Annotated in this window: 27 protein-coding genes; 13 read left to right on the top strand and 14 right to left on the bottom strand. The window is 67.6% G+C overall.

Annotated features, from left to right (window positions below):
* Positions 1-99: 99 nt before the first annotated feature.
* The 3 genes from K3U94_RS16840 (at position 100) to K3U94_RS16830 (ending at position 4,787) form a co-directional block, all read left to right on the top strand.
* Entirely contained in the window at positions 100-1,683 is a 1,584-nt protein-coding gene (locus tag K3U94_RS16840; protein ID WP_047318833.1) for a serine/threonine-protein kinase, read from the top strand.
* Between the two features lie 190 nt (positions 1,684-1,873).
* Positions 1,874-3,298, top strand: a complete 1,425-nt coding sequence (locus K3U94_RS16835) for a PE-PPE domain-containing protein (RefSeq protein ID WP_220694451.1) — start codon at positions 1,874-1,876, stop codon at positions 3,296-3,298.
* Between the two features lie 70 nt (positions 3,299-3,368).
* Entirely contained in the window at positions 3,369-4,787 is a 1,419-nt protein-coding gene (locus K3U94_RS16830; RefSeq protein WP_131721481.1) for a PE-PPE domain-containing protein, read from the top strand.
* A gap of 12 nt (positions 4,788-4,799) precedes the next feature.
* Here K3U94_RS16830 and K3U94_RS16825 read toward each other — a convergent pair whose 3' ends face one another.
* The 4 genes from K3U94_RS16825 to K3U94_RS16810 all read right to left on the bottom strand — a co-directional run bounded on the left by K3U94_RS16825 (position 4,800) and on the right by K3U94_RS16810 (position 8,822).
* On the bottom strand, positions 4,800-6,044 hold the full coding sequence (locus K3U94_RS16825) for a PPE family protein (RefSeq protein ID WP_047318836.1): 1,245 nt from the start codon (positions 6,042-6,044) through the stop codon (positions 4,800-4,802).
* A gap of 13 nt (positions 6,045-6,057) precedes the next feature.
* Positions 6,058-7,245, bottom strand: coding sequence for a PPE family protein (locus tag K3U94_RS16820; protein ID WP_220694450.1), 1,188 nt, complete (start codon positions 7,243-7,245; stop codon positions 6,058-6,060).
* Positions 7,246-7,254: 9 nt separating this feature from the next.
* On the bottom strand, positions 7,255-7,554 hold the full coding sequence (locus tag K3U94_RS16815; protein WP_220694449.1) for a PE family protein: 300 nt from the start codon (positions 7,552-7,554) through the stop codon (positions 7,255-7,257).
* 221 nt (positions 7,555-7,775) lie between these two features.
* Positions 7,776-8,822, bottom strand: coding sequence for an LLM class flavin-dependent oxidoreductase (locus K3U94_RS16810; RefSeq protein WP_220694448.1), 1,047 nt, complete (start codon positions 8,820-8,822; stop codon positions 7,776-7,778).
* 92 nt (positions 8,823-8,914) lie between these two features.
* On the opposite strand from K3U94_RS16810, the gene K3U94_RS16805 reads away from it, so the two are divergent.
* Positions 8,915-9,652 (top strand): class I SAM-dependent methyltransferase, encoded by a 738-nt coding sequence (locus tag K3U94_RS16805; RefSeq protein WP_220694447.1) that lies wholly within the window; start codon positions 8,915-8,917, stop codon positions 9,650-9,652.
* A 4-nt stretch (positions 9,653-9,656) separates the two neighbouring features.
* Positions 9,657-10,403 (top strand): SOS response-associated peptidase, encoded by a 747-nt coding sequence (locus K3U94_RS16800; RefSeq protein WP_220694446.1) that lies wholly within the window; start codon positions 9,657-9,659, stop codon positions 10,401-10,403.
* Here the strand turns inward: K3U94_RS16800 and K3U94_RS16795 are convergent.
* Entirely contained in the window at positions 10,400-11,674 is a 1,275-nt protein-coding gene (locus K3U94_RS16795) for a PPE domain-containing protein (RefSeq protein WP_220694445.1), read from the bottom strand. The two genes, K3U94_RS16800 and K3U94_RS16795, sit on opposite strands and share 4 nt — an antisense overlap.
* Positions 11,675-11,679: 5 nt before the next feature.
* A complete protein-coding gene (locus tag K3U94_RS16790; protein ID WP_220694444.1) occupies positions 11,680-12,975 on the bottom strand; it encodes a PPE family protein, SVP subgroup in 1,296 nt (431 codons plus the stop codon).
* A gap of 202 nt (positions 12,976-13,177) precedes the next feature.
* Here K3U94_RS16790 and K3U94_RS16785 point away from each other — a divergent pair, with 202 nt between their 5' ends.
* Entirely contained in the window at positions 13,178-13,900 is a 723-nt protein-coding gene (locus K3U94_RS16785) for a response regulator transcription factor (protein WP_047318893.1), read from the top strand.
* Positions 13,897-15,339: a sensor histidine kinase gene (locus tag K3U94_RS16780; protein WP_220694443.1), complete on the top strand. Its 1,443-nt coding sequence runs from the start codon at positions 13,897-13,899 to the stop codon at positions 15,337-15,339. The genes K3U94_RS16785 and K3U94_RS16780 overlap by 4 nt, the downstream gene beginning before the upstream one ends.
* Here the strand turns inward: K3U94_RS16780 and K3U94_RS16775 are convergent.
* The 5 genes from K3U94_RS16775 to K3U94_RS16755 all read right to left on the bottom strand — a co-directional run bounded on the left by K3U94_RS16775 (position 15,311) and on the right by K3U94_RS16755 (position 19,614).
* Positions 15,311-16,171 carry an SDR family oxidoreductase gene (locus K3U94_RS16775; protein WP_082134013.1) on the bottom strand — a complete coding sequence of 287 codons (861 nt, stop codon included), beginning with the start codon at positions 16,169-16,171 and terminating at the stop codon, positions 15,311-15,313. The two genes, K3U94_RS16780 and K3U94_RS16775, sit on opposite strands and share 29 nt — an antisense overlap.
* Positions 16,172-16,245: 74 nt before the next feature.
* On the bottom strand, positions 16,246-16,890 hold the full coding sequence (locus tag K3U94_RS16770) for a TetR/AcrR family transcriptional regulator (RefSeq protein WP_047318846.1): 645 nt from the start codon (positions 16,888-16,890) through the stop codon (positions 16,246-16,248).
* A gap of 21 nt (positions 16,891-16,911) precedes the next feature.
* A complete protein-coding gene (locus K3U94_RS16765) occupies positions 16,912-18,057 on the bottom strand; it encodes an acyl-CoA dehydrogenase family protein (RefSeq protein ID WP_220694442.1) in 1,146 nt (381 codons plus the stop codon).
* Between the two features lie 3 nt (positions 18,058-18,060).
* Positions 18,061-18,795, bottom strand: coding sequence for an SDR family NAD(P)-dependent oxidoreductase (locus K3U94_RS16760; RefSeq protein WP_220694441.1), 735 nt, complete (start codon positions 18,793-18,795; stop codon positions 18,061-18,063).
* 24 nt (positions 18,796-18,819) lie between these two features.
* Positions 18,820-19,614, bottom strand: a complete 795-nt coding sequence (locus K3U94_RS16755; RefSeq protein WP_220694440.1) for an enoyl-CoA hydratase-related protein — start codon at positions 19,612-19,614, stop codon at positions 18,820-18,822.
* 431 nt (positions 19,615-20,045) lie between these two features.
* On the opposite strand from K3U94_RS16755, the gene K3U94_RS16750 reads away from it, so the two are divergent.
* From K3U94_RS16750 to K3U94_RS16740, 3 genes are all read left to right on the top strand, one after another.
* Positions 20,046-20,684: a TetR/AcrR family transcriptional regulator gene (locus K3U94_RS16750; RefSeq protein ID WP_082134023.1), complete on the top strand. Its 639-nt coding sequence runs from the start codon at positions 20,046-20,048 to the stop codon at positions 20,682-20,684.
* An 87-nt stretch (positions 20,685-20,771) separates the two neighbouring features.
* Complete coding sequence (locus tag K3U94_RS16745; protein ID WP_047318850.1) at positions 20,772-20,945, top strand: CsbD family protein; 174 nt, start codon at positions 20,772-20,774, stop codon at positions 20,943-20,945.
* 154 nt (positions 20,946-21,099) lie between these two features.
* Positions 21,100-21,642, top strand: a complete 543-nt coding sequence (locus K3U94_RS16740; protein WP_220694439.1) for an anti-sigma factor antagonist — start codon at positions 21,100-21,102, stop codon at positions 21,640-21,642.
* A 16-nt stretch (positions 21,643-21,658) separates the two neighbouring features.
* On the opposite strand, the gene K3U94_RS16735 is transcribed toward K3U94_RS16740, so the two are convergent.
* A complete protein-coding gene (locus tag K3U94_RS16735) occupies positions 21,659-22,156 on the bottom strand; it encodes an aminoacyl-tRNA deacylase (RefSeq protein ID WP_220694438.1) in 498 nt (165 codons plus the stop codon).
* Positions 22,157-22,359: 203 nt separating this feature from the next.
* Between K3U94_RS16735 and K3U94_RS16730 the strand changes: the two genes are divergently transcribed.
* Together K3U94_RS16730 and rsrA are read left to right on the top strand one after the other, a co-directional pair.
* The gene (locus tag K3U94_RS16730) at positions 22,360-23,028 is read left to right on the top strand and encodes a sigma-70 family RNA polymerase sigma factor (protein WP_434084930.1); all 669 of its coding nucleotides are present in this window, start codon (positions 22,360-22,362) and stop codon (positions 23,026-23,028) included.
* Positions 23,025-23,333: a mycothiol system anti-sigma-R factor gene (gene rsrA / locus K3U94_RS16725; RefSeq protein WP_047318853.1), complete on the top strand. Its 309-nt coding sequence runs from the start codon at positions 23,025-23,027 to the stop codon at positions 23,331-23,333. The genes K3U94_RS16730 and rsrA overlap by 4 nt, the downstream gene beginning before the upstream one ends.
* Positions 23,334-23,458: 125 nt before the next feature.
* Here rsrA and K3U94_RS24445 read toward each other — a convergent pair whose 3' ends face one another.
* Together K3U94_RS24445 and K3U94_RS16720 are read right to left on the bottom strand one after the other, a co-directional pair.
* A complete protein-coding gene (locus tag K3U94_RS24445; protein ID WP_109519535.1) occupies positions 23,459-23,548 on the bottom strand; it encodes a 50S ribosomal protein bL37 in 90 nt (29 codons plus the stop codon).
* Between the two features lie 201 nt (positions 23,549-23,749).
* Positions 23,750-24,217 (bottom strand): hypothetical protein, encoded by a 468-nt coding sequence (locus K3U94_RS16720; protein WP_220694437.1) that lies wholly within the window; start codon positions 24,215-24,217, stop codon positions 23,750-23,752.
* 292 nt (positions 24,218-24,509) lie between these two features.
* Here K3U94_RS16720 and K3U94_RS16715 point away from each other — a divergent pair, with 292 nt between their 5' ends.
* Complete coding sequence (locus K3U94_RS16715; protein ID WP_220696840.1) at positions 24,510-24,725, top strand: biotin/lipoyl-binding carrier protein; 216 nt, start codon at positions 24,510-24,512, stop codon at positions 24,723-24,725.
* Positions 24,726-24,728 lie beyond the last annotated feature (3 nt).

Genomic DNA, 24,728 nt, shown 5'->3' with positions numbered 1-24,728 from the left:
CTGCCAGCGCGTGGCTCCGGCGCTGGTATCGGCGGTTCTTTGCCGGCTGGCTGCTTCGTATCACCCAACTGTTTACCCACGGTCATTAGTGTCTGCGGCATGGCTCTGGCGGCGGGCTCAATTTTTGCTGAGTACACCATCTTGAAACTGTTGGGTGCTGGCGGGATGGGCAAGGTGTACCTTGCGCAACATCCCCGGCTGCCCCGACGTGAAGCGCTGAAGATTCTGCGTCGCTCGTTGAGCGCCGACGACGAGTACGAGGAGCGGTTTCGGCGGGAGGCTGAAGCCGCCGCGGTGCTGGTGCACCCGAACATCGTGCGCGTGCATGACCGCGGCGAATACCGCGGCCGGCTGTGGCTGTCGATGGACTACATCGAGGGCGAGACGCTCGGCGAACTCATCACCCGCAAGTTCCCGGCCGGGATGCCGGCTCAGATCGTCATTCCGATCGTCGCGAGCATCGCCGACGCCCTGGATTACGCCCACGGGCAAGGGGTGGTGCACCGCGATGTCAAACCCAGCAACATTCTGGTGACCGAGGACGGCGACGACGTGCTGACCGCCGTGCTGGCCGATTTCGGCATCGCCCGGCAACTGAGCGGCCCCACCGGGCTGACCGCCAGCAATCTGGCCATCGGCACCATCGCCTACGCCGCACCCGAACAACTCATGGGTTCCGAAGGCCTGGAACGCGCTGACCAGTACGCCCTGGCCGCCACCACCTTCCAGATGCTGACCGGAGCACCGCCGTATCAGCACGAGAACCCGGTGACGGTGATCAGTCACCACCTGAACACCCCGCCCCCGCTGCTCAGCGACCGGCGTCCCGAGCTGGAACAGTTCGACGACGTGCTCGCCGCGGCGCTGGCGAAAGACCCCGCCGAGCGATTCCGGGACTGCTCGGACTTCGTCGCAGCCCTGGCCGAGCAGCTTGCGGATCCGGCCGCCGACGACGAGTCCGACTCGGCCAAGACCGTCGTGCGGGGCGTTCCGCGAGCACTGCCGGCGCCGCCGCCGAGCCGGCTGTCGAAGCTGGCCAGACCCGCTGTCCTGGTGCCCTTGGGGCTTGCCGTGGTGGGATCGGTGGCGGCCATCGTCCCGCGCCTGCTGGCCGAGGAGCCGGCCGACACGGCGGCGGTCGCCGCCGGTGGTGCACCCGCGGCGGCCGTGGCGCCGCCGCCCAAGGCGCCCGCCTTCGAGGGGACCTACCGCGTCGACGCCAACCGGGCCGGGGAGAAGTACAACGGGGTCCCCAACCCCGAGCCGCCCAATGTGAGCACCTGGTGGGCCGTCCAGTCGTCGTGCGACAGCTCCGCGTGCACGGCGTCGGCGATGATGCTGGACGCGAAGGATCACCGGAAGACGGTGAAGACGCCGTCCGGCGGCAATGAATTGGTCCTCGAATTCACCGGCGACACGTGGCGGTCTCGACCGCAGACAGTGCAGACGCCGTGCATTGGTGTGGACGGCCGGCAGGACAGTCAGACCACCACGCAGGTGCTCTCACTGGAGCCGACCATTCCGGGTGTGCTGCACGGCGCGATGGTCGCCACCGTCGAAAGCAATGAGTGCGGCCAGCGCGGAGCCCAGATCTGGGTTCCGGTGGTAGCCAGCCGGTTCGGTGACGTTCCCGCGGGGGTCAACCCGTCTGCCGATACGGCCAAGCCGGCCAAGCCCGCCTGATCATCGCCCGGTTTCCGGGCGGCTCGGCGCGGGCCGACTTTAGCCACTAAAAAATTAGAGTGCGCACTATTGCGCGCGCTATGTCTATGTTATTTTCGGGCAATTCAAAGGTTGCTCGACAGCTTTCGCATGGTCGTGCAGCGGTTGCGAAGTCCGCGTCGCCGGGCTGGACGAAGGAGCGCAAAGGCCAATGCCGCGGACCCGCCCCGTATCCTGCGCCGTCGGTGTCGTCATTGTCGGCGCCGGCCTGACAGCCGCTCCACTGGCGGCACCGTCGGCGGCCGACGCGCACGGGGGTGTGGTGCAGCGCGCCGTTATCCACGCCTCGGATTTCTCCCTCGGCGACGGCACGGCGCTGATCGTCGGGCCCAGCGTGTTATCCACTCCCGGTCCCGGATATCAGGCGCGCTACGCCGAGCTTTTCCTTGCACCGCATGGCTTTACCGGCACCACACAGGCCGTGACCACGCCCGAACAGCTCTACCCGTTCACCGGCCCCTTCAGCGGAAAGCTCGACGACTCGTTGGCGCAGGGGCAACAGGATCTGTACGCAGCGGTCATGCAACAACTGGCCGGCGGAGATGTCGACGCCGCGCATCCGATCGTCATCGGCGGATATTCGCAGAGCACCGTCATCGAATCGATGCTGCAGCACCAGCTCGCGAGTGCGGGTGTCCCCAGTGACTATGTGCATTTCGTGATGGTCGGCGATGTCAGCTCGCCGAACGGCGGCCTGCTGGAGCGCTTCAACCTGCCCGATGATGCGCAGCCGAACCTGCCGAGCCTGGGTATCACGTTCAGTGGGGCCGGGCCGTCCGACCTTTACCCGACCGAGGTCTACAACCACGAATACGACGGCTTCGCCGACTTCCCGCAGTATCCGATCAACATCTTGGCCGACATCAACGCCTTGTTGGGCATCGTATTTGAGCACACCACCTACCTGGGCCTGTCGGCCGAGCAGATCAGTGACGCGATCCTGCTGCCGAATGCGTCGCCGGACTCGCTGACCAACTACTACATGATTCCGGCCGACGGGCTGCCGCTACTGGACCCGCTGTTGTTCTTCGGAAACGGCGGTAAGGCGCTCTACGATCTGCTCGAACCGGTGATGACCATCCTGGTGAACCTGGGCTACGGCAACATCGAGCACGGCTGGAGCCAAGGCCCCGCCGACGTGGCGACGCCATTGGGGTTCCTGCCGGATTCGGCCACGCTGGCAGCTCTCATGCAGGAGTTGCCGCAGGCGCTGAGCAACGGCTGGCAGCAGGGCTTCTCCGCCTTCTTCGACGACATCTTCCACCCCACCGACACCACACCGGCGTTCATCACCGAATTCGCCAACGAACTCAGCGGTGACATCGCCACCGGCAGCGAGCTGGCAGCGTTCTTCTCGAATTTCCCCACGTTGCAAGACCTTTTCGGCACCTTCCCACCCCATACCGGCATTCCGTTCCTGGACGTGGGCACCGCGTTGTTGTTCAACCTCCCGCAGATCGACTACGAGATCTTCACCTCGGAGCTGGCCGACGGGAATCTGCTCGACGCCATCGGAACCACGCTGGCGTACGACTTGGGGATATTGCCGCTTGCCCTGGTGGGCGCAGTGATCTGACCCCTATACCCGCGTTGTTTATCGTCGACCACCGCAACAGCCTGATCGGGCTGCCCGAAGGAGAACCCCAGTGAATCACGTACGCGGCCCCGTGGGCGCTGTTGCCATCGCCGTCATGGGTGCCGGCTTGATCGCACCTACCGCGGCGGCTGCGCCGTCCACTGCCCTGCACATTCCCGGAGTGCGCCTGGCCGCCAATGACGTTGCGGTTCAGCCGCTGGGCGGCGGCACGGCGTTCATCATCGGCGGCAGTGGCCTGGCCACGCCCGGCCCGTCTTACGTGGACGCCGCCATGTCGCTGTATCTGGAGCCGCTCGGCTTCACCGGCACGACCCAGGTTGTCACCACACCGGAACAGCTCTACCCGTTCTTGGGTCCCTTCGGCGGGACGCTGGATGAATCACTGGCACAGGGTCAGCAGAACCTCTACGACGCGATCATGGCTGCGTACCAGAACGGAGACCTGAGCGCCGAAAATCCCGCGGTGGTGTTCGGCTGGTCGCAGGGCGCGGTCATCGAGTCGCTGTTGCAGTACCAGCTCGCGAGTGCCGGCGTGCCCAGTGACTACGTGCATTTCGTGATGATCGGTGATGTCAGCGCCCCGAACGGCGGCATGCTGGAGCGCTTCAATCTGCCGGACAATGCGCAGCCCACTCTTCCGAGCATCGGTCTCACATTCAGTGGCGCCGGACCGTCGGATCTCTACCTGACCGAGGTCTACAACCGTGAATACGATGGGTTCGCCGACTTCCCGCAATACCCGATCAACTTCTTGTCGGTCCTCAACGCGATCTTCGGAATTGCCTTCCAGCACACCACTTATCTGGGGCTGACGGCCGATCAGATCAATGACGCGATCCTGCTGCCGAATGCATCGCCGGATTCGTTGACCAACTACTACATGATTCCGACCGAGGGGCTGCCGCTGCTGTATCCGCTGCTGTTCTTCGGAAGCGGGGGACAGGCGCTCTACGATCTGTTCGAGCCGGTCACCCGCATCCTGGTGAACCTGGGCTACGGCAATATCGAGCACGGCTGGAGTCAAGGCCCCGCCGACGTGGCGACTCCGTTGGGTTTTCTGCCGGATTCGGCGACGCTGGCGGCACTCATGCAGGAGTTGCCGCAGGCGCTGAGCAACGGCTGGCAGCAGGGTGTCTCCGCGTTTGTCGACGACATCGTGAACCCGACCAACACTCCGCCGGCCTTCATGGCCGAGATGGAGGGCTTCATCAACGCGATCTCCGACACGCAGATGGCGGATTTCGTGTCGACCTTCCCCACGCTGGATGACCTGTTCGGTACCTTCCCGCCGCACACCGGTATTCCGTTCCTGGACGTGGGCACCGCGCTGTTGTTCAACTTGCCGCCGATCAACTTCGACATCTTCGCCTCGGAGCTGGCCGACGGCAATCTCCTGAACGCCATCGGCCTCCCACTCGCGGTTGACCTGGGAATACTGCCGCTCGCCTTACTGGGCGCGCTGATCTGACCGGCCCAGCACCTACCCGGCGCTGGGCGGCCGGTTCATCACCCGGTGGCGGTAGCCGTACCGGGGAACGAACCGGAAGCCGGTAGGCCCGCCGTTGGCCGCGGCACTGGCCCCGGGCAGACCCGCCATGCCGGCCAACCCTGCCATGCCGCCGCGCGGCATCGCGCCGGCCTCCGCAGCGGCCACCCGGCTCGAAGCCAGTGTCGCCGCAGCCTGATTGGCCGAAGTCGGAGCCATCGGCCAACTCTGCGGCACCGACAACGCCCCGACCTGGATGCCCCGGCCCAGGGCGACTGACGGTGATGCGGCGCCGAACCCCGGGGTGTAGGAGGCTGCGGTTCCCGCCTTCGCGACCTCGGCCACCTTGGTCAGTTCGGTGAAGAACGCCCTGGCATCGGCCACCGCCTGACCGGAGACCTCCTCACCGTTGAGGAACTGACCGGCCATGTCAAAGAGCCGGAACGGGCCCATGGCGGAGTTGGTGTAGCCGGTGAGCGTGTTCAACGGAGTGACGATCTGTTGCAGAAACGCGGTCCACGCCGCCGAACCGGTGGTTGGTGCGGTACCGGTAGCCGGGACCACGGGCGTCCCAGTGGCCGCGCCCGCCTGAGTGAGCGACTGCAAGGACGAGTTCAACGCCTGCGAGGTCGCCTGGGAGGCGGCCTGCGACGCCGCCGAGTTGCCGACGGCCTGGGTGGTCGCGGTGGCCTGCCCCGCCTGCGCAGCAGGGTTAGTGGTCTGCGGCGGCGAGGTGAACTCCGACAACTGCGACGCCGCCGCGGAACCACCGGCATAGGCATACATCGCCGCGGCGTCCTGCGCCCACATCGCCGCGTAATGCGCTTCGGTCGCCGCGATGGCCGGGGTGTTCTGGCCGAAGAAGTTGGTGGCGACCAACATCATCAGCTGGGCCCGGTTGGCGAACACCATCTGGGGCGGCACCGTCATCGCGAACGCGGCTTCGAAGGCGGCCGCCGCGGCCTTGGCCTGCATGGCCGCCTGTTCGGCTTGCGCGGCCGTCGTCTTGAACCAGGTGGTGAACGGCAGTGCCGCCGCGGCCATCGCGGTCGCCGACGGTCCGCGCCACGGACCGCTGGTCAGGTCCGCGATGGTCATGTCCACCGCGGCCGCGGTCACGCTCAACTCTTGGGCCAAGACATCCCAGGCCCCCGCTGCTGCCAACATCGAACCGGAGCCGGCACCCGCGTACATCCGCGTGGAATTGACCTCCGGAGGCAGCGCCCCGTAGTCGATCATTTCGGCCTCGGTGCTATCCGCCGAAGGGGCGACGCGGCATGACGGTCAACGCGGTTCCGTAACGCGGCCCACCAAACCCGCGGAAGCCGGCTCCTGCCGCGCCCGCAGCCGGGATACCCGGCATTCCGGGCATTCCCGCCGGAGGGGCGATCGGGGCACCGCCGAGAATTCCGCCCGCGGACGGCAGCGCCGCCGCGGCAGCGGGACCCACCGGCACCCAGGAGCCGCCGGAAACCGGGCCCAGCGTGGACGCCGCCGCCATCGGCGGAACCCAGGCCGCCGGGACCGAGAGGCCGCCCACTGCGCCGGCGGCACCCGAGGCCGCGCTCGCGGCGCCGGAAGCGGCGCCACTGGCTGCCGAGGCGGCGGCCGGTGCCGCCGCTTTGGCGCCGTCGGCGAACAACTTCTGCAGGCCGAGCACACCGCTGACGCCACGCCAGACCGCACAGACGTTGTTGGACTGCAGGTTCGAGTTGCTCACCAGCTGGGTCATGAGCTGGTTGGACAGGTTGTAGTTCGGGTCGGCGAGGATGTCATCGGCGCCATAAGTCGAGCCGTCGGCCGCCTTGGGGGTCAGCGAGTTCAGCAGGTTCTGCAACGTGCTGGACGCCTTGGTGGCCGTGGCAGTGCCGCTCGCCGAGGCGACCGCGTTGGCGTTCGCGGCGTCACCACCCGGGTTGGTCGGGTTGGGCGGCGCGGTGAACTCGTTGAGCTGGGTCGCGGCGCTGGACTGGGCGTGGTAGCCGTACATCGCCAGCGTGTCCTGGGCCCACATCTCACCGTGCTCGGCCTCGGTGGCCGCGATCGACGGGGTGTTCTGCCCGAGGATGTTGGTGGCGACCAACTGCTGCAGCAGCTGGCGGTTCGCGGTGACGGCCACCGGCGGCACCGTCTGGGCGTGTGCGCTCTCGTAAGCGGCTGCGGCGGCCCGGCCCTGTGTGGCGGCCTGCTCGGCCTGCGCGGCGGTGAGCTCCATCCAGTTCACGTAGGGCGCTGCTGCGGTTGCCATCGACGCGGACGCGGCCCCGAGCCATTCCTCTGAGGTCAGCTGGTTGATGACGGCCCGGTACTCGGCCGCAACGGTTTTCAGTTCAGCCGCCAGCGCACTCCACGCCGACGCGGCCACGGCCATGGGCTCCGAGCCGGGCCCGGAGTAGATCATGGTGGAGGTCACCTCAGGAGGCAACGACAAGTAGTCCATCGCGGTGACCTAACCGGCCGCTGCTGCGTTAGCAGCCTCGGTTGCGGCGTATGCGTTGGCTCCGCTGCTCAGGGCGTTCACGAACATCTCGTGGACGGCCACCGCCTGCGCGCTCGCGGTTTGGTAGGCCTGGGCGTGGGCGGCGAACTGGGCGGCGGTCAGCGCGGATACCTCGTCGGCGGCGGCCGGCACCACGCCCGTGGTGGGCGCCGCGGCCGCGGCACTGTGCGCGGCCAGCGACGAACCGATGGTTCGCAGGTTGGCGACGGCGGCCAGCAACGCTTCGGGTTGCGTTGTGACGAACGACATGAAGGCTCCTCGTCGAAAGTCTTTTCAAGTTCCGCGATCGCTGCATTGCGGATCGCGTACGCCCTTGGGCGCAGACCCGACGCTATGCGATCTGAAGCCCGAAACGCAGCCGCGAAGGGGACTTTTCGGAGACTGTCAGCAGTTGTTCATTGACAGTTGGAAAAGGCACCCGAAACATTCACCGAGCAGCCCTCTGGTGTTGGTTTGCCTTCACCTGTTGTTCACTTTGTCGATGCCGCTTCAGCTAATAGTCGCAGAGTGGATTCGCGCCCCGGTGCGCGGGCTGGGTCGGTGCCGCGCCGGGCGGATGCGACCGGGTTGAGCATCAACTCGTCCACGCCGAACCGGTCGGCCAGTTGCTGCAGTTGCGTGAGCGCTTCGGCCGGTGTTCCGACCACGGCCCGTTCGAGTTCGCCCTGCGCGACGCGGTGCTGCTGCGGAGTGAGAGCTGCGTGCTCGGCGTCTTCGACCAGTTCCAGGGGGCCGGGTGGTTGTCCGGTCGCGGTTCGGGCCTGCAGCCGCAGATACGGAAGAATCAAAGCCGTTGCCTCGTCGTGCGTTTCGGCAACCACGGTGTTCACGGTCAAAAACGCGACCGGCTCGGCGGCAAGCTCGCTCGGGACGAACCGCGACCGGTAGCACGCCAGCGCCTCGTCGGTGTGTTCGCCGAACAGGTGATGGCCGAATACGTAGGGCAGCCCCTTGGTCGCGGCGACTAGGGCTGACTGCACCGAGGAGCCCAGCACGAACACGCGCGGCCTGGTCAGCGCGTGCGGCGTCGACCGCAGAATGTAGCTGCGGTCCGCCAGTTGCACTGACACTCCCGCGGTGCCCAGCAGGGCGATCACGTCGGTGAGATTGTCGGGAAAATCATTGAGGCCCTGGTTGTCATGGTCGCCGCGTCCGCCGCGCAACACCATCGACGCCACCGGATCCGCTCCGGAGGCACGTCCGATGCCCAGGTCGATACGTCCGGGATGGGCGGCCTCCAGCAGCGCGAACTGCTCGGCCACGGCCAGGGGCGCATGATTGGGCAACATCACTCCACCCGAGCCCACCCGAATACGCGAGGTGGCAGCGGCGATCATCGCGGTCAGCAGCGCCGGGCTGGTCGCCGCCACCGATGGGATGTTGTGGTGCTCGGCGACCCAGTAGCGGGTGTAGTCCAGATCGTCGGCGATCGTCGCGAGTCGCATCGTTGCCGCCAGTGCATCCGGAGTGGACTGGTCGGTGCGGACCGGCGTGAGGTCGAGGACGGAGAGGCGCACAGCGGCGATCTTGCCATCACCGGGGCGACTGTCGCCGTTCGTACACCGCGCGTTCTGATTTCGTTAACCGGGCTCGCGCACAGTTGGGGGCGATGAACAGCGATACCGAGCTCGGCGCCGCGGCGCCGGCAAGCCCTCCCGAGCCGTGGGACATCGGCCGTCCGCAGCCGGTGGTGCAGCAACTGGTGGCGTGCGGCGCGCTGCGCGGGGAAGTCCTCGACCCCGGAACCGGCTCCGGTCACCACGCGATTCACTATGCGGCCCATGGCTATTCGACAACAGGACTGGATCTTTCCCCGGCCGCCATCGCGGTCGCGCGACGTAACGCCGCCCAAGCCGGTGTGACAGTCGACTTCCAGGTGGCCGACGCGGTGGACCTCGTCGGGTTCGACGGCCGGTTCGACACCGTGGTCGACAGCGCGTTCTACCACCTGTTCCAGGACGACGAAGAAACCCAGTTGCGCTACGCGCGCAGCCTGCACCGGGCGACCAGGCCCCAAGGCCGGCTGTTCATGTTCGAAGCCGGGCGCCACAACGTCAACGGCTGGCAATTGGACGGGTTGTCGCCGGAGCGCTTCGGTCCGCTGCTCGAATCCGCCGGGTGGCGGATCGACCACATCGGCACCACGACCTATCAGGGGACTTTTGAACCGACTGCGTTCACCGACATGGTCGCGGTGATGGAGGCGATGGGCCGCGAGGACCTGCTGGACGGTGTGCGCGCGCTGGCCGAGCGGTTCGCGTACCTGCAACCGCTGCTCGAAGACAACCTGGTGCACATGCCGTTCTGGGCGGTCACCGCTACCCGGATCGACGAGCTGTCACCATGAAGGTATGTGCGGGCGTTTCGCGGTGACCACCGATCCGGCGTTGCTGGCCACGCGCATCGATGCGGTCAACGAGATGCCGGCCGACGCCGACACGGGCCCGAACTACAACGTAGCGCCCACCGACCCGATCGCGGCCCTGGTCAGCCGGCACTCTATACCCGGCGACGCACCGACGCGGCGGCTGCGGCTGATGCGCTGGGGACTGGTGCCGCCGTGGACGAAAGCCGGTCCCGACGGCGCGCCGGTGTCCGGCGGCCCGTTGCTGATCAACGCCCGTGCCGAGAAGGTCACCACCTCACCGGTGTACTCCGCGTCCGCGCAGCGGCGGCGCTGCCTGGTGCCGATGGACGGCTACTACGAATGGCGCAGCGAGCCGGGCGGGCCCAAGGCCCGCAAGACGCCGTTCTACATCCACGGTGACGGCGCGATGCTGTTTGCGGCCGGCCTGTGGTCGGTCTGGCGCCCCAACCGGTCCGCCGACGCGGTGCTCAGCGTCGCGATCATCACCACTGCGGCCGTCGGCGAACTCGCCGGGATTCACGACCGGATGCCCTTGCTGTTACCCGAAAACCATTGGGACACCTGGTTGGATCCGGACGCGGCGATCGACACCACCCTGCTGGCCCGCCCGCCGGACGCGGCAGGGATCGCGGTACGTGAAGTCTCGACGCTGGTCAACAGCGTGCGAAACAACTCAGCTGAGCTGATCGCACCGGCCGAGCCGCAACCCGAGCAGGCCTACCTGCTCTAACGTCCGACCAGGCTGCGCTTTTCCAGCGCGTACTCCTCGTCGGTGATAATCCCGGCGTTGCGCAGCTCGGCCAGCTCACGCAGTTCGATGTCCGCCCCCATCAACAGGCCGAGCGCTGAGTGTGCCGGCAACTCCGGCAGCTCGTCGGCCGGCCGTGCCGGCGCCGGGGCGGTGGTACCGGCAGTCGGGATACGGCGGCCGCTGGCGGCGCCCGCTCCGGCCCTTCCGGCCACGCCGGCCGCAGTCATGCCCACCGCGGGGATCATCATCTCGCCGGCGGCGACGGCCGGGACGGCGGACGTCCCGGCTGCCGTGCCGACGGAGACCAGCGACATGCCGATCTGCGGAGCCACCACCGCCGGTGCGGCCGACGCCCAGGCCAGCGGCACCGACAGGCCGCTGATCGACGTCGCCGAGGCCAGGTTGGCCGAGATCGGCAGCGCGCCGGTCATCGCGGCGCGCAGCAACTCCTGGCCGATCTCGGCGGCACCCATCGCGTCGAACAAGAACGTGCCGAGCGCGTCGATGCCGAACGTGCCCATCGAGTCGACAACCAGCTCGACCCCGGCGATGCCGACCTCCATCGCGGGTTCGCTGATCAAGAGCGCGTCCGCGCCAACGGCTTCGGCCAGGGCCGACGAGGATTCCAGCGCATGGGTGACAGTGGTGATGACGCCCTCGCCGTGGCCCTCCGAGGTGGTGGCGGCCGCCTGCATGACGGCCGCTGACTGGGCCGACGCAGCAGCGGAGTTGGTGGTGCGCGGTGGTTGACGGAACGGGGTCAGCCTGCTGGCGGCGGCGGCGCCGGCGGCGTAGCCATACATGGCGGTGGCGTCCTGGGCCCACATCTCGTAGTAGTGGGCCTCGGTGGCCGCGATCGCCGGCGTGTTCTGGCCCAGGAAGTTGGTCGCGACCAGCGTCATCAGCAGGCTGCGGTTGGCGGCGATGACCGGCGGCGGCACGGTCATGGCGAAAGCGGACTCGTAGGCGGCGGTCGCGGCGCGGGCCGCGATGGCAGTCTCCTCGGCCTGGATCGCGGCGGTGTACAGCCACTGGGCGTACGGGGCCGCGGCGGCGGCCATTGCCCGCGCGCTGGGGCCTGCCCAGCCGGAGCTCAGTTCGGTGAGCACCGAGGTGTAGGCGAGTCCCGCGGCGTGCAGTTCGGCGCCCAGCGCATCCCAGGACGACGCCGCGGCCAGCAAGGGGCCGGCGCCCGCGCCGGAATACATTCGGCCGGAGTTGACCTCCGGCGGCAACAGTGCGAAATCCATAGCTGCTACCGGCCGAGGAGGCGCTGCTTTTCCTGGGTGAACTCTTCTTCGGTGAGGATTCCGGCATCGCGCAGGTCGGCCAGCTCTCGCAGCTCGCCGGAGATCCGGGTGATCGGGCCGCCCAACGGCCGAACCGGGGGTTTCTCCGGCTGCTCGGGTTGGTCACGCTGTTTGACGATGCCGCGCGGCGCCCGTTTGGGGGTTGGTTTCGGACTGGTGTTGCCGCGGCGGCCCCGGCCGAAGCCGGCGGTGGCCCGGCCGGCCAGTCCGGCGGCGCCGATGGCGGCCAGTGGCAGAGCGGTGGCGCCGGCTGCGGCGGTGGGGACCGCACCTGGCGCGGCGGTCGGCAACGCGCCGCCGACCTGCTGGATCACGGTCGTCGTCGGCGCCGCGGTGGCCCAGGACTGCGGGACCGACAGTCCGCTGAGCGTGGCGGCTTCGCCCAGTTCGGCGCTCACCGGTTCCAGCGCTTCGAACATCTCCATCTCCGGCAGCAGTTCGCTCTCGATCTCGCCGACGCCGATCAGGTCGATCCCGAAGGTGCCGGCCGCGTCCACGCCGAAGGTTCCGGCCGAGTCGATGACGAAGGTGCCGAACAAGCTGGAGGCCAACGCCAGGTAGGACGCCGCCAGCCCGGGCTCCATCGCCGCCGCCGATCCCGGCGCGCTGAGGCCCTGCAGGGCCTGGGTGATCGCGGCGACGGCGGTATCGGCGTGGCTGCCGGTTGCGGTGGCGGCGGCCTGGCCGACCGCACCGGCCTGATTTGCCGCCCCGGCGGGATTGGTGGTGCGCGGCGGCTGGGTGAACGGGGCCAGTCTGGTGGCAGCGGCGGAGTTGGTGGCGTAGCCGTACATGGCGGTGGCGTCCTGGGCCCACATTTCGTAGTACTGGGCGTCGGTGGCGGCGATGGCAGCGGTGTTTTGACCCAAGTAGTTGGTGGTCAGCAGGGACACCATCTGGGTGCGGTTGGCGGTGACCGCCGGGGGAGGCACGGTCATCGCGAACGCCGCGTCGTAGGCGGCGGCAGCCGTCCTGGCCGCCGAAGCGGTGTGTTCGGCCTGGGCCGCGGTGGCATGCATCCACTGGGCGTACGGTGCCGCCGCGGCGGCCATCGCGGCGGCGCTGGGCCCGGCCCAGCCGGCGGACAGCTCGTCGATCATCGAGTCATACGCCAGACCCATGCCGTTCAGTTCGGCGGCCAGGGCGCTCCAGGCGGTGGCTGCGGCCAGCAACGGCTGCGCTCCCGCCCCCGAATACATCCGGCTCGAGTTGACCTCTGGCGGCAGCATTGCGAAATCCATTGTCAGACAGTCCTGTTGGTAGTAGCCGTCATCGTGTCTCCTGAATTTCCCCGGTGTTCGCGCCGGTGCGACGGGTCGCCGGGCGTACTCGGTCACCGTGACCGTAGACAGCCAACTTGAAGTGAACCTGAAGACCGCGACGGTGGGCGAAAGCTGCACCAGTTGGATGCCCAACGGGGCGTCACGGTGTTATCAATGGACCATGGCCGATTCCCGGTCCGCCGACCGTCGCGGCGGTACGCCCTTCAGCGTGGGGACGCCGCGGGTGCTGGTTGTAGAGGACTCCGAGACCATCCGCGAGATGGTCAGCGAGGCGCTGGCCGATGCCGGCTACCTCACCGACACCCAGCCCGACGGGCACGGGCTGGAGGAGGTGCTGGACGGCTTCCGGCCGGATCTGGTGGTGCTCGACGTCATGCTGCCGGGGCGCGACGGCTTCGCGCTGATGGACGTGATCCTGCGTTGGGGCGAGGTGGGGGTGGTGCTGCTCACCGCGCGCGACGGCTTACCCGACCGGCTGCGCGGTCTTGACGGCGGCGCCGACGATTACGTGGTCAAGCCGTTCGAGCTGGCCGAACTGGTGTCGCGGGTCGGTGCGGTGCTACGCCGACGGGGCCGGTTGCCGGCTGCCGTGCAGTTCGGCGATCTGATGGTCGACGTCGACGCCGGAGTGGCCTCCCGGTCGGGCACCCCGCTGGGCTTGACCGCCACTGAGCTGCGAGTCCTGATCTACCTTGTCGAACAACGAGGCCGCATCGTCAGCAGCGCACAGATCCTCAACGCGGTATGGGGTTATGAGGCCTACGACCCCAACCTGGTGCAGGTCCACATCAGCGGGCTGCGGCAAAAGCTCGAGGCGCACGGACCGCGGATCCTGCATACGGTGCGCGGGATCGGTTACCGGCTGGAACTTTCGGGTTCATGACCGCCACCCCCTCGCTACGGCGCCGGCTGACGGTGATGGTGCTGGCGCTGCTCGCAGTGCTGATGCTGGCGATGGGGCTGGTGATCAACGCCACCTTGACCGCGCTGGCAACGCGCAGCGTGCACGAACGGCTGGCAGCGGCCACGGCGCGAGCGGATTCCTTGGTGGCACTGGGAATCTCGGCTGAACAGATGTCGGAACAACTCAACGGCGGCATCATCGCCGCTCTGGTCGTCACCGCCGACGGCACCAGCTACGGCGATCCCGCGATCGAGCCCGACGCCACCACCGGATCGAAGATTCCGGCTCCGCCACTGGAGCCCGACGACACCGCGACGGTCCTGGTACATCCGTTGGCCAACGGCGACCGGGTGATCCTGGTCGCCGACACCACCGAGTCCGATGAGACGCTGCGCAGATTGCGGCGCCTGATGATCGAGGCCGGCGTGGGGACCCTGCTGCTCGCATCGACGCTGCTGGCCGCCGCGAGCCGAGCGCTGCTCGCGCCGCTGGACCGTCTCACCGATCTCGCCCGCGACATCACCACCGGAGACCGGGGCCGTCGACTGCGCCCCGACCGCCCCAAGACCGAACTGGGCAGGGCTGCAGAAGCTTTCGATGACATGCTCGACGAGCTGGAGGACTCCGAGAAGCGGGCGCAGCGCGCCGCGCAGGGGGCGCAGCGAGCGGAAGCGGCGGTACGGCGTTTTCTCGCCGATGCTGCCCACGAGCTGCGCACTCCGATAGCGGGAATGCAGGCCGCCGCGGAGCAGATTGCCGGCAACGTCAGCGTGCATGTCGGCCCGTCCATCAGCGACGACGCAATCGAACCCGAAGTGCTTCGCCAGCATCGTCGCGCCAGCCTGCTGTTGACCGAGGCACGGCGGGCAACCCGGCTGGTCACCGACATGCTGGACCTGAGCTACATCGACGCGGGGCTGCCGCTGGAGCTCAAAGACACCGATCTGGTCGGCATCGTCGACACCCAACTGGATCGAGCCGCGCTGCTTGCCCCGCAACTGCGAATCGGGCGCACCGGCGTGGACTCCGTCACCGTCCGGGTCGATCCCACGCGGGTGGCGCAGATTCTGTCCAACCTGCTCGACAACGCGCGCCGCTACACCGCACCCGGCGGGCGGATCAATGTCGATGTCGGTCGAGACGGCGGTGGTGTCGCGGTGGTGGTCACCGACACCGGCATCGGTGTTCGCACCGAGGACGCCGAGCGGATCTTCGATCGGCTGGTGCGCCTGGACAGCGCCCGCGGCCGTGACCACGGCGGTGCGGGACTGGGGCTGCCGATCGCGCGGGCGCTGGCTGTCGCACACGGCGGGACGCTGACCTGTGTTCCGCACGACGGGGGCGCCTGCTTCAGGCTGGTCATCCCGACCGGTGGCGGCGGGGCCGGGGTCAGCTCTGCACGTACCCCGGCGGGTTGACGGTGTCGACCCACAGGTCCACGCCCAAGTCGCTGCCGGGCACGCAGTCATAGACCGACAGATCGGTGACACCGGAGTCCACCAGCACGTCCTCGCACAGCAGGGAGTTGCCGGTGTAGTCGCGGGCCGGCTTGGTCACGATGGCGTATGCGGCGTCGGCGTAGATCTCGGGGGTGCGGGACCGGGCCATCGCCTCGTCGCCGCCGAGCAGGTTCTGCACCGCGGCGGTCGCGATCATGGTGCGCGGCCACAGCGTGTTGGAGGCGATCCCGTGCCCGCGCAGTTCCTCGGCCATGCCCAGGGCGCACAACGTCATCCCGAATTTGGCCATCATGTACGCGGTGGGCTTGAGCCATTGGGGCTCCAGCCGGATCGGCGGGGACAGGGTCAGGATGTGCGGATTCTCGCGGCCGATCATGTGCGGAATGCAGGCCTGCGACACTGCGTAGGTGCCGCGCACCTCGATGCCGTTCATCAGGTCGAAGCGCTTCAGCGGTACCTCGAGGATCGAACCCAGGTTGATCGCCGAGGCGTTGTTCACACAGATGTCGATGGCGCCGAACCGCTCGACGGCGGTGGCCACGGCACCGGCCACGGAGTCTCCGTCACGGATGTCGCCGACGATCGGCAGCGCCTGCCCGCCGGCCTCTTCGATCTCGGCGGCCGCGGTGTAGATCGTGCCGTCGAGCTTGGGGTGGGGCTCGGCGGTCTTGGCGATCAGCGCGATGTTGGCGCCGTCGCGGGCGGCCCGCTTGGCGATCGCCAGTCCGATGCCACGGCTGGCGCCCGAAATGAACATGGTTTTACCGGAGAGAGGGCCTGAGTTGGGCATGCCTGTCAGCCTATGCCGCGGCGGCCACCGTGGTGGTGCTCCGGGGATGTTTTCGTCCCCGTATGGAGCCCGGGCTACCGGCCGGTGCCGCCGTCGCGGAGCAGCGAGTCGAGCGTGAAGCGCGTCTGTAGGCCGATGTACTCATCGAGGGTGTACAGCTCGCCGAAGTGCCAGCGTTTGAGGGCCCAGCCGTGTGCGAGCAGCATGATGTCGAAAACGATGAGGTCGACGTCGACGTCGTGGAACGCCCCGGCGGCGATCCCAGCCTCGATGACGGCGCGAAGCGGTGCGGCGCTCGCGATCTCGAGTTCCTTGATCTTGGTCCGCCCCGCCGAGTCCAGGGTGCGGCTCTCCCGGTAGGTCAGCACCACCGCGTCCAGGTTCTCATCGACGATCTCGATGTAGCGCCGGATACCGGCTGTCAACTGCTGGACGGGATCGTCGCCCGCGTCGGCGATGACGGGGGAGAGTTGATCGCTGAACGCGTCCTGGATCCGCACGATGGTCGCCAGCAGCAGATCTTCCTTGCCGGAAAAGTACTTGTAGATCAGGCCCACGCTCACGTCGGCCTCGGTGGCCAGGTCTTGCATCGACATCTGGTGGAAGCCGGTCTTCTGCATGACTTTGACTGCCGCATCAAGGATCTGGCGACGCCGCGAATCGGTCCGGGCCGCGCGTACCGCCTCTTCGACGGGCAGTTGGCCGTAGTCGATGGTCAAGGCGTGCTCCTATCGGCCAAATCAGATCCCCAGGTCCTTGGCGATGATCGTCTTCATGATCTCGTTGGTGCCGCCGTAGATGGTCTGGATGCGGGCGTCGACGAAGGCCCGCGATACCGGGTATTCGCGCATGTAACCGTAACCGCCGAACAGCTGCAGGCAACGATCCGCGGTGCGCACCTGCAGGTCGGTGGTCCACCACTTCAGCTTGGCGGCGCGGGCCGCGGTCAGGTCGCCCCGTAGGTGTTCGGCGATGCAGTCGTCGAGGAAGGTCCGCGCGACGTCGAGTTCGGTGGCGACCTCGGCGAGCACGAACTGAGTGTTCTGGAACCCCGCGATGGGCGAGCCGAACGCCTGGCGTTGCTTCACGTAGTCCAGCGTGTCGCGCAGCACGCCCTCGGCGGCCGCGACCGCGCCGACTCCCAACGACAGCCGCTCCTGCGGCAGGTTGCGGACCAGCTGATAGAAGCCCTGTCCCTCCTCGCCGAGCAGGTTTGCCGCTGGCACCCGCATGTCGGTGAAGGTCAGTTCGCTGGTGTCCTGGGCGTGCAGGCCGATCTTCTCCAGATTGCGCCCGCGGTCGAGGCCCGGTGTGTCGGCCTCGACCACCAGCAGCGACAGTCCGCGGTGCCGGTCTTCCCCGGTGCGCACCGCGACGACGAACAGATCACCGGTTTGGCCGTTGGAGATGAAGGTCTTCGCGCCGTTGACGACGTAGGACTCGCCGTCACGGCGGGCCGTGGTGCGGATGCCCGCGAGGTCGCTGCCGGCGCCGGGCTCGGTCATCGCGATGCCGAGCACCGTCTCGCCGGTCACCACCCCAGGTAGCCAGCGCTTTTGCTGCTCGGGGGTGGTGAGGTCGGTCAGGTACGGCAGCACCACGTCGTTCTGCAGGGAGAACGCGATGGCTTCGGCGGCCGCTCCGGCTCGCTGCAGTTCTTCGATCACGATGGCGTGGTAGCGGAAGTCGTGGATGCCCGGGCCGCCGAATTCCTCGGCCACCGGGAAGCCCAGCAGGCCCAGGCGGCCGGCCTCGGTGAACAGGGCGCGGTCCCAGCAGCCGGATCGCTCCCGGTCCTCGTGGGCGCCGACGACGCTTCGCCGCACGAATTCAGCGACCATCTCCCGGAACTGCCGGTGCTCGGCGTTGTACTCCAACGTGGTCATCGTTCAGCCCGCCATGGTCAGACCACCGCTGACGCTGATCACCTGACCGGTGATGAACGATGCGGCAGCGGAGGCGAAGAACAGCACCGGGGCGGCGACCTCTTCGGGCCGCGCCAGTCGTCGGAACGGAATCGCCTTGATCAAAGCCTCTTTCAGCTTCTCCGGCTGGGCCGCGAACAGCGGGGTGTCGGTCGGCCCCGGACACACGCAGTTGACGGTGATCGCGTGGCGGGCCATCTCCCGGGCCAGTGATTTGGTCAGTGCGATCACTCCGCCCTTGGCGCCGGCGTAGATGCTTTCGCCCGCGCTGCCGACCCGTCCGGCGTCGCTGGCCAGATTGACGACGCGTCCGCCCCCGCCTGCCGCGATCATCCCCGGCAGGAAGGCGCTGCAGACGTGAACTGGCCCGAGGTAGTTGATTGCCACCACCTTCTCGGCGAATTCCGTTGTGGCGTTGAGAAATTGGTCGGTCCGATCCCACCCGGCGGCGTTGACCACCACCGTTGGCACACCGATCTCGGCGTGCGCCCGGTCGCGTAACGCGTCGACCTGCGCGCGATCGGCGACGTCGACCGGCAACGCGGTGATGAGCTCGGGCTGCTGGGCGGCGGTGGCCTCGGCCGCAGCGAGGTCGAGATCGGCGGCGATCACCCGGTCACCTTGTGCGGCGAACGCCAGGGTGATCGCCTTGCCGATACCCGATCCGGCTCCGGTGACCAGCGCGAGAGAATTGCTCATGAATCAGTCCTGTCCTGGTCGGCGTCAGGCCGTGATGAACTGGCCGAAGTCGGCGGGACGCTTCTCGGCGAACGCCGCGGCGCCCTCCCTGCCCTCGTCGGTGTGCACGAAGATCTCCAGCGCCGACATCGCCATGTTGCTCAGGCCGGCCTGGTGGTCGGTGTCGGCATTGAAGGACTGTTTGAGGAAACGCAGTGCGGTCGGGCTCTTTTCGGCGATCTCGGCGGCGACGGCCTTGGCCTCGTCGAGCAGTCGCTCGGCCGGAACCACCCAGTTCACCAGTCCCCAGCGTTCGGCGGTGGCGGCGTCGTACTGCCGGCACAGGTACCAGAGTTCCCGCGCGCGCTTCTCGCCGACGACGCGAGCCAGGTACGCCGAGCCGAATCCGGCGTCGAAGGATCCGACCCGGGGGCCGGCCTGACCGAACTTGGCGGTCTCCGAAGCTATCGAGAGGTCGCAGAGCACGTGCAGCACATGACCGCCGCCGATGGCGACGCCGTTGACCGCGGCGATCACCGGCTTGGGCACATCGCGAATCAGCTTGTGCAGGTAGCCGATCTCGAACATGCCGCTCTCGGTGGGTCCGTAATCCCCGGTCTCGGCGCGCTGTTTGACGTCGCCTCCGGTGCAGAATGCCTTCTCGCCGGCCCCAGTCAGGATGATCACCGCGACCCGGGTGTCAGCCCAGGCTGCCCGGAACGCCTTGACCATTTCCTCCACGGTTTGGCCGCGGAAAGCGTTATAGCGGTGCGGGCGGTTGATCGTGATGACGGCGGCGGGGCCGTCGACCTCATAGGTGATGTCTTCGTAGTCGGTCACGGGGCCTCCTGGGTGAGTTTGTATTCAGAAAGAATGAATGACAATTCAATTTTGGCGAATGTAGGTTCAGGTCCGGCGGTGCGTCAAGTGCTCCTCGCCGGGGTATTGGGCCAAGGCAGGGTGCGGTTGCATCGGTCCGATCAGAAGAGGGAGCGTTTTCGGCCGGCGGGGACGGGCTTACGACGTAAACTCGCCATCGGTGTACGCCGAGGCTTGTGGTCCGCTGCGAGGCGGCAGGGATGACGACCACGCCTGGGAATTGCTGAGTCGGCTGGTCGTCCCGTCGGTGCGGTGAAAAAGGGGTGGTCCACGTGGATGCCGATGATCTCGGTGCTCAGCGTCGGGCGGCCCAGGCCGAACTGTCCGAGGACACCGGTGGTCTCGACGGCCCGCGATCGTTTGCGCAGTTGAGCCGTGACGGGATCCTGGAAATGGCCATCGACTTCATCGATCGCCAGGGTCTGTCGAAATTGACGATGCGTGCCCTGGGCGCGGCGTGCGGGGTTGAGGCGATGGCGCTCTACCGCTACGTGCACGGCCGCGGCGACCTGCTCACCGGCGTCGTCGACCACATCATCGACCGGCTCTACGCCGATCAACTCGCGGCGCGGCGCCAGGAAGACGGCTGGCAGGACTACCTCATGCGGCTGGCACACGGAGTGCGTCAGATCGCACTCGATCACCCCGAGATGTTTCCGCTGGTCGCCACCCAGGCGCCGGAGGCGCCGTGGGTTCGGCCGCCGCTGCGCAGCCTGCGCTGGATGGAAAGCTTCCTCGATACGCTGATCTCCTACGGATTCGACGACGGCGCCGCGGTGGCGGCCTACCGCTCTTACACCACATTCCTGATCGGTCACCTGCTGTTGGAGGTGTCCGCGCGCGGCGCCGAACTGCACCCCGACGAGGCACTCCTTGATGACAGCGGCGAGCGGCCCGGGCGCGACCTGACCGACTACCCGCAGCTGAGGCGTTTGCAACCGATGTTGTCGCAGGACCGCAGCTCCGCCGAGTTCGAAGAGGCGCTGGAAGCCATGCTCGACCGACTCGAACTGCTGCTCGCCCGTCGCTGAGGCAATCGGCGCCACCTTCGACGTTTACGTTGTAAACAGCGTGGGTATGTGCCGTGTTGCAACGTCAGATGAGGGAGGAGCTGCACGATGGGACTGGCAGACAAGGCCAAGAACGCCGCACAGGACGTCGCGGGCAAGGCCAAAGAAGCCGCCGGCAAGGTCACCGGCGACGACGACCTCCGCAACGAGGGCAAGGCTGACCAGGGGAAATCCAGCCTGAAGAAGGCCGGCGAGAACATCAAGGACGCCTTCAAGGACTAACAAGCGAGAACGCCGCCCCGTGCGCCGACTGCCGCGTGCGGGGCGGCGGCGCGCTCGGGGTGGGGCGGGGCGGGCCGTGGTGGTGGGGCCATTCGGTCCGGTAGCCGCTGCAGCGAGGTTTACAACGTAAACCAACCGGCGTACCTTCGACCGCATGCTGTTCGGTTTACGGCGTAAACTCACCCGTTTCGCGGTTCGGCGCCGCGCCGGGACCGATTCGGAGTGGGCGGAAGCGGCTCGGATCACCGCGATGACGGCCGGTCGCTTTACTGCCGAGCATTGCGCGGACGAGGCGTTCGCCCCGGAGGGCCCTGCGGAAGACGAGTTGCACGTCCTTGTGGAGCGTCGCGGCTCCGCACTGCTGGTCCACGCGGGTGGCAGCGTCGATGCGTCCAACGTCGCCGTCTGGCGCCGCCTGATCGGCGAGGCCGCCGAGGTGGCGACAGCTCCCGGACCGCTGATCATCGATACCAGCGGACTCGAGTTCATGGCAATCTGCGCATTTGCGGTGCTGGTCGAGGAATCGGCCGGCTGCCGACGACGCGGCATCAGACTCTGCCTGGTCAGCGACCAGCGCATCGCCGCCCGAGTGGTGGATGCGGTGGGTATCGATGCCGCATTGTCGTTCGCTGCGACGGTCGACGACATCCTCGGCGCCGCACCGCGTGACGATCCCGGCTCGGTCCGGGACGGCTGAACGGTGACGGCCCCGGTCAGTGGGCCTGAAGGTCGGCGGTGATCGCGCCGGTCAATCGGATCAGATCCGCGGGTGCCACCGCCACGTCCCAGCCGCGTTGCCCAGCGCTGCACAACACCCGGTCGAGGCCCAGCGCCGAGGCGTCCACCACCGTCGGCAATGCTTTGCGCTGCCCGAACGGCGAGATCCCGCCCAGCACGTAACCGGTCGCCCGCTGCGCCGCCGCCGGGTCGGCCATGGCGGCCTTGGGCACTTCCAGCGCAGCGGCGACCGCCTTCAGCGACAGCTTCGCCGGCACCGGCAGCACCGCGACCGCCAGCCCGTGCGGGACAGCGACCACCAGCGTCTTGAAGATCTGCTCGGGCCGCACACCGTCCGGACCCGCGGCGGCAAGCTGCGCAACGGCTTCGGCTCCGAAGCCGCGCTGGTCCGGCTCGTGCCGGTAACGCAGCACCTCATGGGGCACCTGCGCCGCGATCAGGGCCGCGATAGCTCGGGTTGCCGCGCGACTCACCGCGCCAGGATACGGACCGGAAATAGCGCCATGGCCGACGCTGTTGAGTAAGGCAGTTCGTGTGGCCGCTGCGCCACGCCCTCGATCACGGCCCTAGGATCGGAAAGGAGTCGCCGATGTCAACGGCGATCGGTCTGCTGGAACGCGAGCTATCGGCTGGGCTGGTTGTGGGCACCGCGACAGAAGGGACAGCGGCGATCGAGATGGCTGACGGCGTGAGTGCGTCCGGTACCGAAACCGAAGCATCGACGGAGACAACGGCCCCGGTGCGTTCCGATGAGACCGACGAGCAGCTGACCGCACGGTTCGAACGCGACGCGATCCCCATGCTCGATCAGCTCTACGGCGGCGCGCTGCGCATGACGCGCAATCCCGCCGACGCCGAGGACCTGCTGCAGGAGACCATGGTCAAGGCCTACGCGGGGTTCCGCTCGTTTCGGGAGGGCACCAACCTCAAGGCGTGGCTATACCGCATCCTGACCAACACCTACATCAACAGCTACCGCAAGAAGCAGCGCACGCCCGCCGAATACCCGACCGACGAGATCACCGACTGGCAGCTGGCGGCCACCGCCGAACACTCCTCGACGGGTCTGCGCTCGGCGGAGGTGGAGGCATTGGAGACGCTGCCCGACACTGAGATCAAAGAGGCACTGCAGCAGCTTCCCGAAGAGTTCCGGATGGCGGTCTACTACGCCGACGTCGAAGGATTCCCGTACAAGGAGATCGCCGAGATCATGGATACGCCGATCGGCACGGTGATGTCGCGTCTGCACCGCGGCAGACGACAGTTGCGCAGTCTGCTGGCCGATGTGGCCCGCGACCGTGGATTCATCCGCGACGGCCAGGCTCCCGAGGGGGTGTCGTCGTGACCGAGCACCCGCGGGACTGCAATACGCCGCCGGCAGCCGGCGAAACCCACACCGATTGTTCCGAGGTGATCGCCGAAGTATGGACGTTGCTGGACGGCGAATGCACGGCCGAGACCAAGGCCAAACTGCGCCGGCACCTCGAGGAATGCCCGGGATGTCTGCGGCACTACGGTGTCGAGGAACGGATCAAGACGCTGATCGCCCGCAAATGCAGTGGCGACAAGGCTCCGTCACGTCTCTATGAACGGGTGCGGCTGGAGATCAGCCGGACCACGATCGTCCGGACGTTCCCCGCGGGGGACTAGGCCACGTTGCGTGAGAAAACCGCCCGGGCTCGATGAGCCTGGGCGGTTTTGTCGGTAAGCCTCATGCCTCGCGGACGCAGCCTGCCGTCGTCGAGCCGAGGTCGGGTCAGGTTGGCCGGCGAGGTTTATACGGACTTCGAGCCGCAGTTGGGTCGCTTGCCGTGGTTGGCTTTGCTGTGCTTACGATCGCGCTTCTTGCGGCCTCGCTTGGCCATGGTGGCTCCTCCTAGCAGACATTCCGGCTGATCAGTCTCTCACACGACGGGGTGTGGCAATAATCGCGCGGATGACCGGTCTGGGCGAGCCGCAAATCACGGTCGATTATCCTTATTTTCGGACTTTTTATTCCTTCTTCGGACTTTAATCGGGCCGCGGCCGGCCGTCGGGGCGAATCCGACGGCCGGCTCGCCGCCGCCTCAGTGCACGGAGAAGGTCCGTGCGCCCGCGAGAGTCTGCGGTACCAGCGCCGGCGGAGTCGGCGGGGCCGGCGGGGTCTCGAGCGCGGGCGTCCCCGCCATGGGGGTACCGGGCGGAGTCAGCGAACTGACGTCGGTCGGCATGATCGAACCCACCCCGGGCACCACGCGGTTGAGCATGCCGTTGAGCACCTGCAGGAAGGAGTTCGCGGCGTTCACGCCCGCCGCTGAGCTTCCTGCGGCCGGTCCGGGCATGCCCAGCGGGCTGGGGGTGCCCAGCGGGCTGGGCACGCCGAGTGGGCTGGGGGTACCAAGCGGGGCCGGGGTGCCGAGGGGGGCCGGGGTGCCGAGCGGGGCCGGAATCGGCATGGGGTCATCGACCAGCGCCGGGGCCGCTTTGGCGGACGCGACACCGAATCCGAGCGTGGCCAGCGTCATCGCGCCGGCGCAGATCAAGGTCAGACGCACTCGTGGCTGGGCAAAACGGTTTACAAACAACGCGCTACTCCTCAAGTTCGATCTCGACTTGTGCCGCGTCACGGCGATTTCGTCACGCGTTCAAAACACTCGAGTAACGGTGCTATGCAATTGTCACAGCAGAAACACGACACGATCACGGATCGAACTCTCTACATCCTCTTATTTATCTTGGAGTTCGCTTACCCGAGCGCCCCGCCGGGGGCCTGACGGGGTTGTGGTTCGATAGGGCCTAGCTTTTTGGATGTACGCAATCGTCGACTGGGTGATGAACGAGGTGAAGATGGCCGAGGACGTTCGCGCGGAGATCGTGGCCAGCGTGCTCGAAGTCGTGGTCCACGAGGGCGACCAGATCAACGAGGGCGACACCGTGGTGCTGCTGGAGTCGATGAAGATGGAGATCCCGGTGCTGGCCGAGACTGCGGGCACCGTCAGCAAGGTAGCCGTGCAGGTCGGTGACGTGATCCAGGCCGGCGATCTGATCGCCGTGATCAGCTGATCG

The organism is Mycolicibacter heraklionensis (genome assembly GCF_019645815.1).
Taxonomy (GTDB): Bacteria; Actinomycetota; Actinomycetes; order Mycobacteriales; family Mycobacteriaceae; genus Mycobacterium; species Mycobacterium heraklionense.
Note: the sequence above shows the minus strand (reverse complement) of the source record. Positions and strands in the feature narration are given on the sequence as shown.

Excerpts from the sequence above, each read along its gene's own strand:
- K3U94_RS16840 (WP_047318833.1), top strand. The coding sequence starts at position 100 with ATGGCTCTGGCGGCGGGCTCAATTTTTGCTGAGTACACCATCTTGAAA.
- K3U94_RS16835 (WP_220694451.1), top strand. The coding sequence starts at position 1,874 with ATGCCGCGGACCCGCCCCGTATCCTGCGCCGTCGGTGTCGTCATTGTC.
- K3U94_RS16825 (WP_047318836.1), bottom strand. The coding sequence starts at position 6,044 with ATGATCGACTACGGGGCGCTGCCTCCGGAGGTCAATTCCACGCGGATG.
- K3U94_RS16820 (WP_220694450.1), bottom strand. The coding sequence starts at position 7,245 with ATGGACTACTTGTCGTTGCCTCCTGAGGTGACCTCCACCATGATCTAC.
- K3U94_RS16815 (WP_220694449.1), bottom strand. The coding sequence starts at position 7,554 with ATGTCGTTCGTCACAACGCAACCCGAAGCGTTGCTGGCCGCCGTCGCC.
- K3U94_RS16805 (WP_220694447.1), top strand. The coding sequence starts at position 8,915 with ATGAACAGCGATACCGAGCTCGGCGCCGCGGCGCCGGCAAGCCCTCCC.
- K3U94_RS16800 (WP_220694446.1), top strand. The coding sequence starts at position 9,657 with ATGTGCGGGCGTTTCGCGGTGACCACCGATCCGGCGTTGCTGGCCACG.
- K3U94_RS16795 (WP_220694445.1), bottom strand. The coding sequence starts at position 11,674 with ATGGATTTCGCACTGTTGCCGCCGGAGGTCAACTCCGGCCGAATGTAT.
- K3U94_RS16790 (WP_220694444.1), bottom strand. The coding sequence starts at position 12,975 with ATGGATTTCGCAATGCTGCCGCCAGAGGTCAACTCGAGCCGGATGTAT.
- K3U94_RS16785 (WP_047318893.1), top strand. The coding sequence starts at position 13,178 with ATGGCCGATTCCCGGTCCGCCGACCGTCGCGGCGGTACGCCCTTCAGC.
- K3U94_RS16780 (WP_220694443.1), top strand. The coding sequence starts at position 13,897 with ATGACCGCCACCCCCTCGCTACGGCGCCGGCTGACGGTGATGGTGCTG.
- K3U94_RS16775 (WP_082134013.1), bottom strand. The coding sequence starts at position 16,171 with ATGCCCAACTCAGGCCCTCTCTCCGGTAAAACCATGTTCATTTCGGGC.
- K3U94_RS16765 (WP_220694442.1), bottom strand. The coding sequence starts at position 18,057 with ATGACCACGTTGGAGTACAACGCCGAGCACCGGCAGTTCCGGGAGATG.
- K3U94_RS16760 (WP_220694441.1), bottom strand. The coding sequence starts at position 18,795 with ATGAGCAATTCTCTCGCGCTGGTCACCGGAGCCGGATCGGGTATCGGC.
- K3U94_RS16750 (WP_082134023.1), top strand. The coding sequence starts at position 20,046 with ATGGCCATCGACTTCATCGATCGCCAGGGTCTGTCGAAATTGACGATG.
- K3U94_RS16745 (WP_047318850.1), top strand. The coding sequence starts at position 20,772 with ATGGGACTGGCAGACAAGGCCAAGAACGCCGCACAGGACGTCGCGGGC.
- K3U94_RS16740 (WP_220694439.1), top strand. The coding sequence starts at position 21,100 with ATGCTGTTCGGTTTACGGCGTAAACTCACCCGTTTCGCGGTTCGGCGC.
- K3U94_RS16730 (WP_434084930.1), top strand. The coding sequence starts at position 22,360 with ATGGCTGACGGCGTGAGTGCGTCCGGTACCGAAACCGAAGCATCGACG.
- K3U94_RS24445 (WP_109519535.1), bottom strand. The coding sequence starts at position 23,548 with ATGGCCAAGCGAGGCCGCAAGAAGCGCGATCGTAAGCACAGCAAAGCC.
- K3U94_RS16715 (WP_220696840.1), top strand. The coding sequence starts at position 24,510 with ATGGCCGAGGACGTTCGCGCGGAGATCGTGGCCAGCGTGCTCGAAGTC.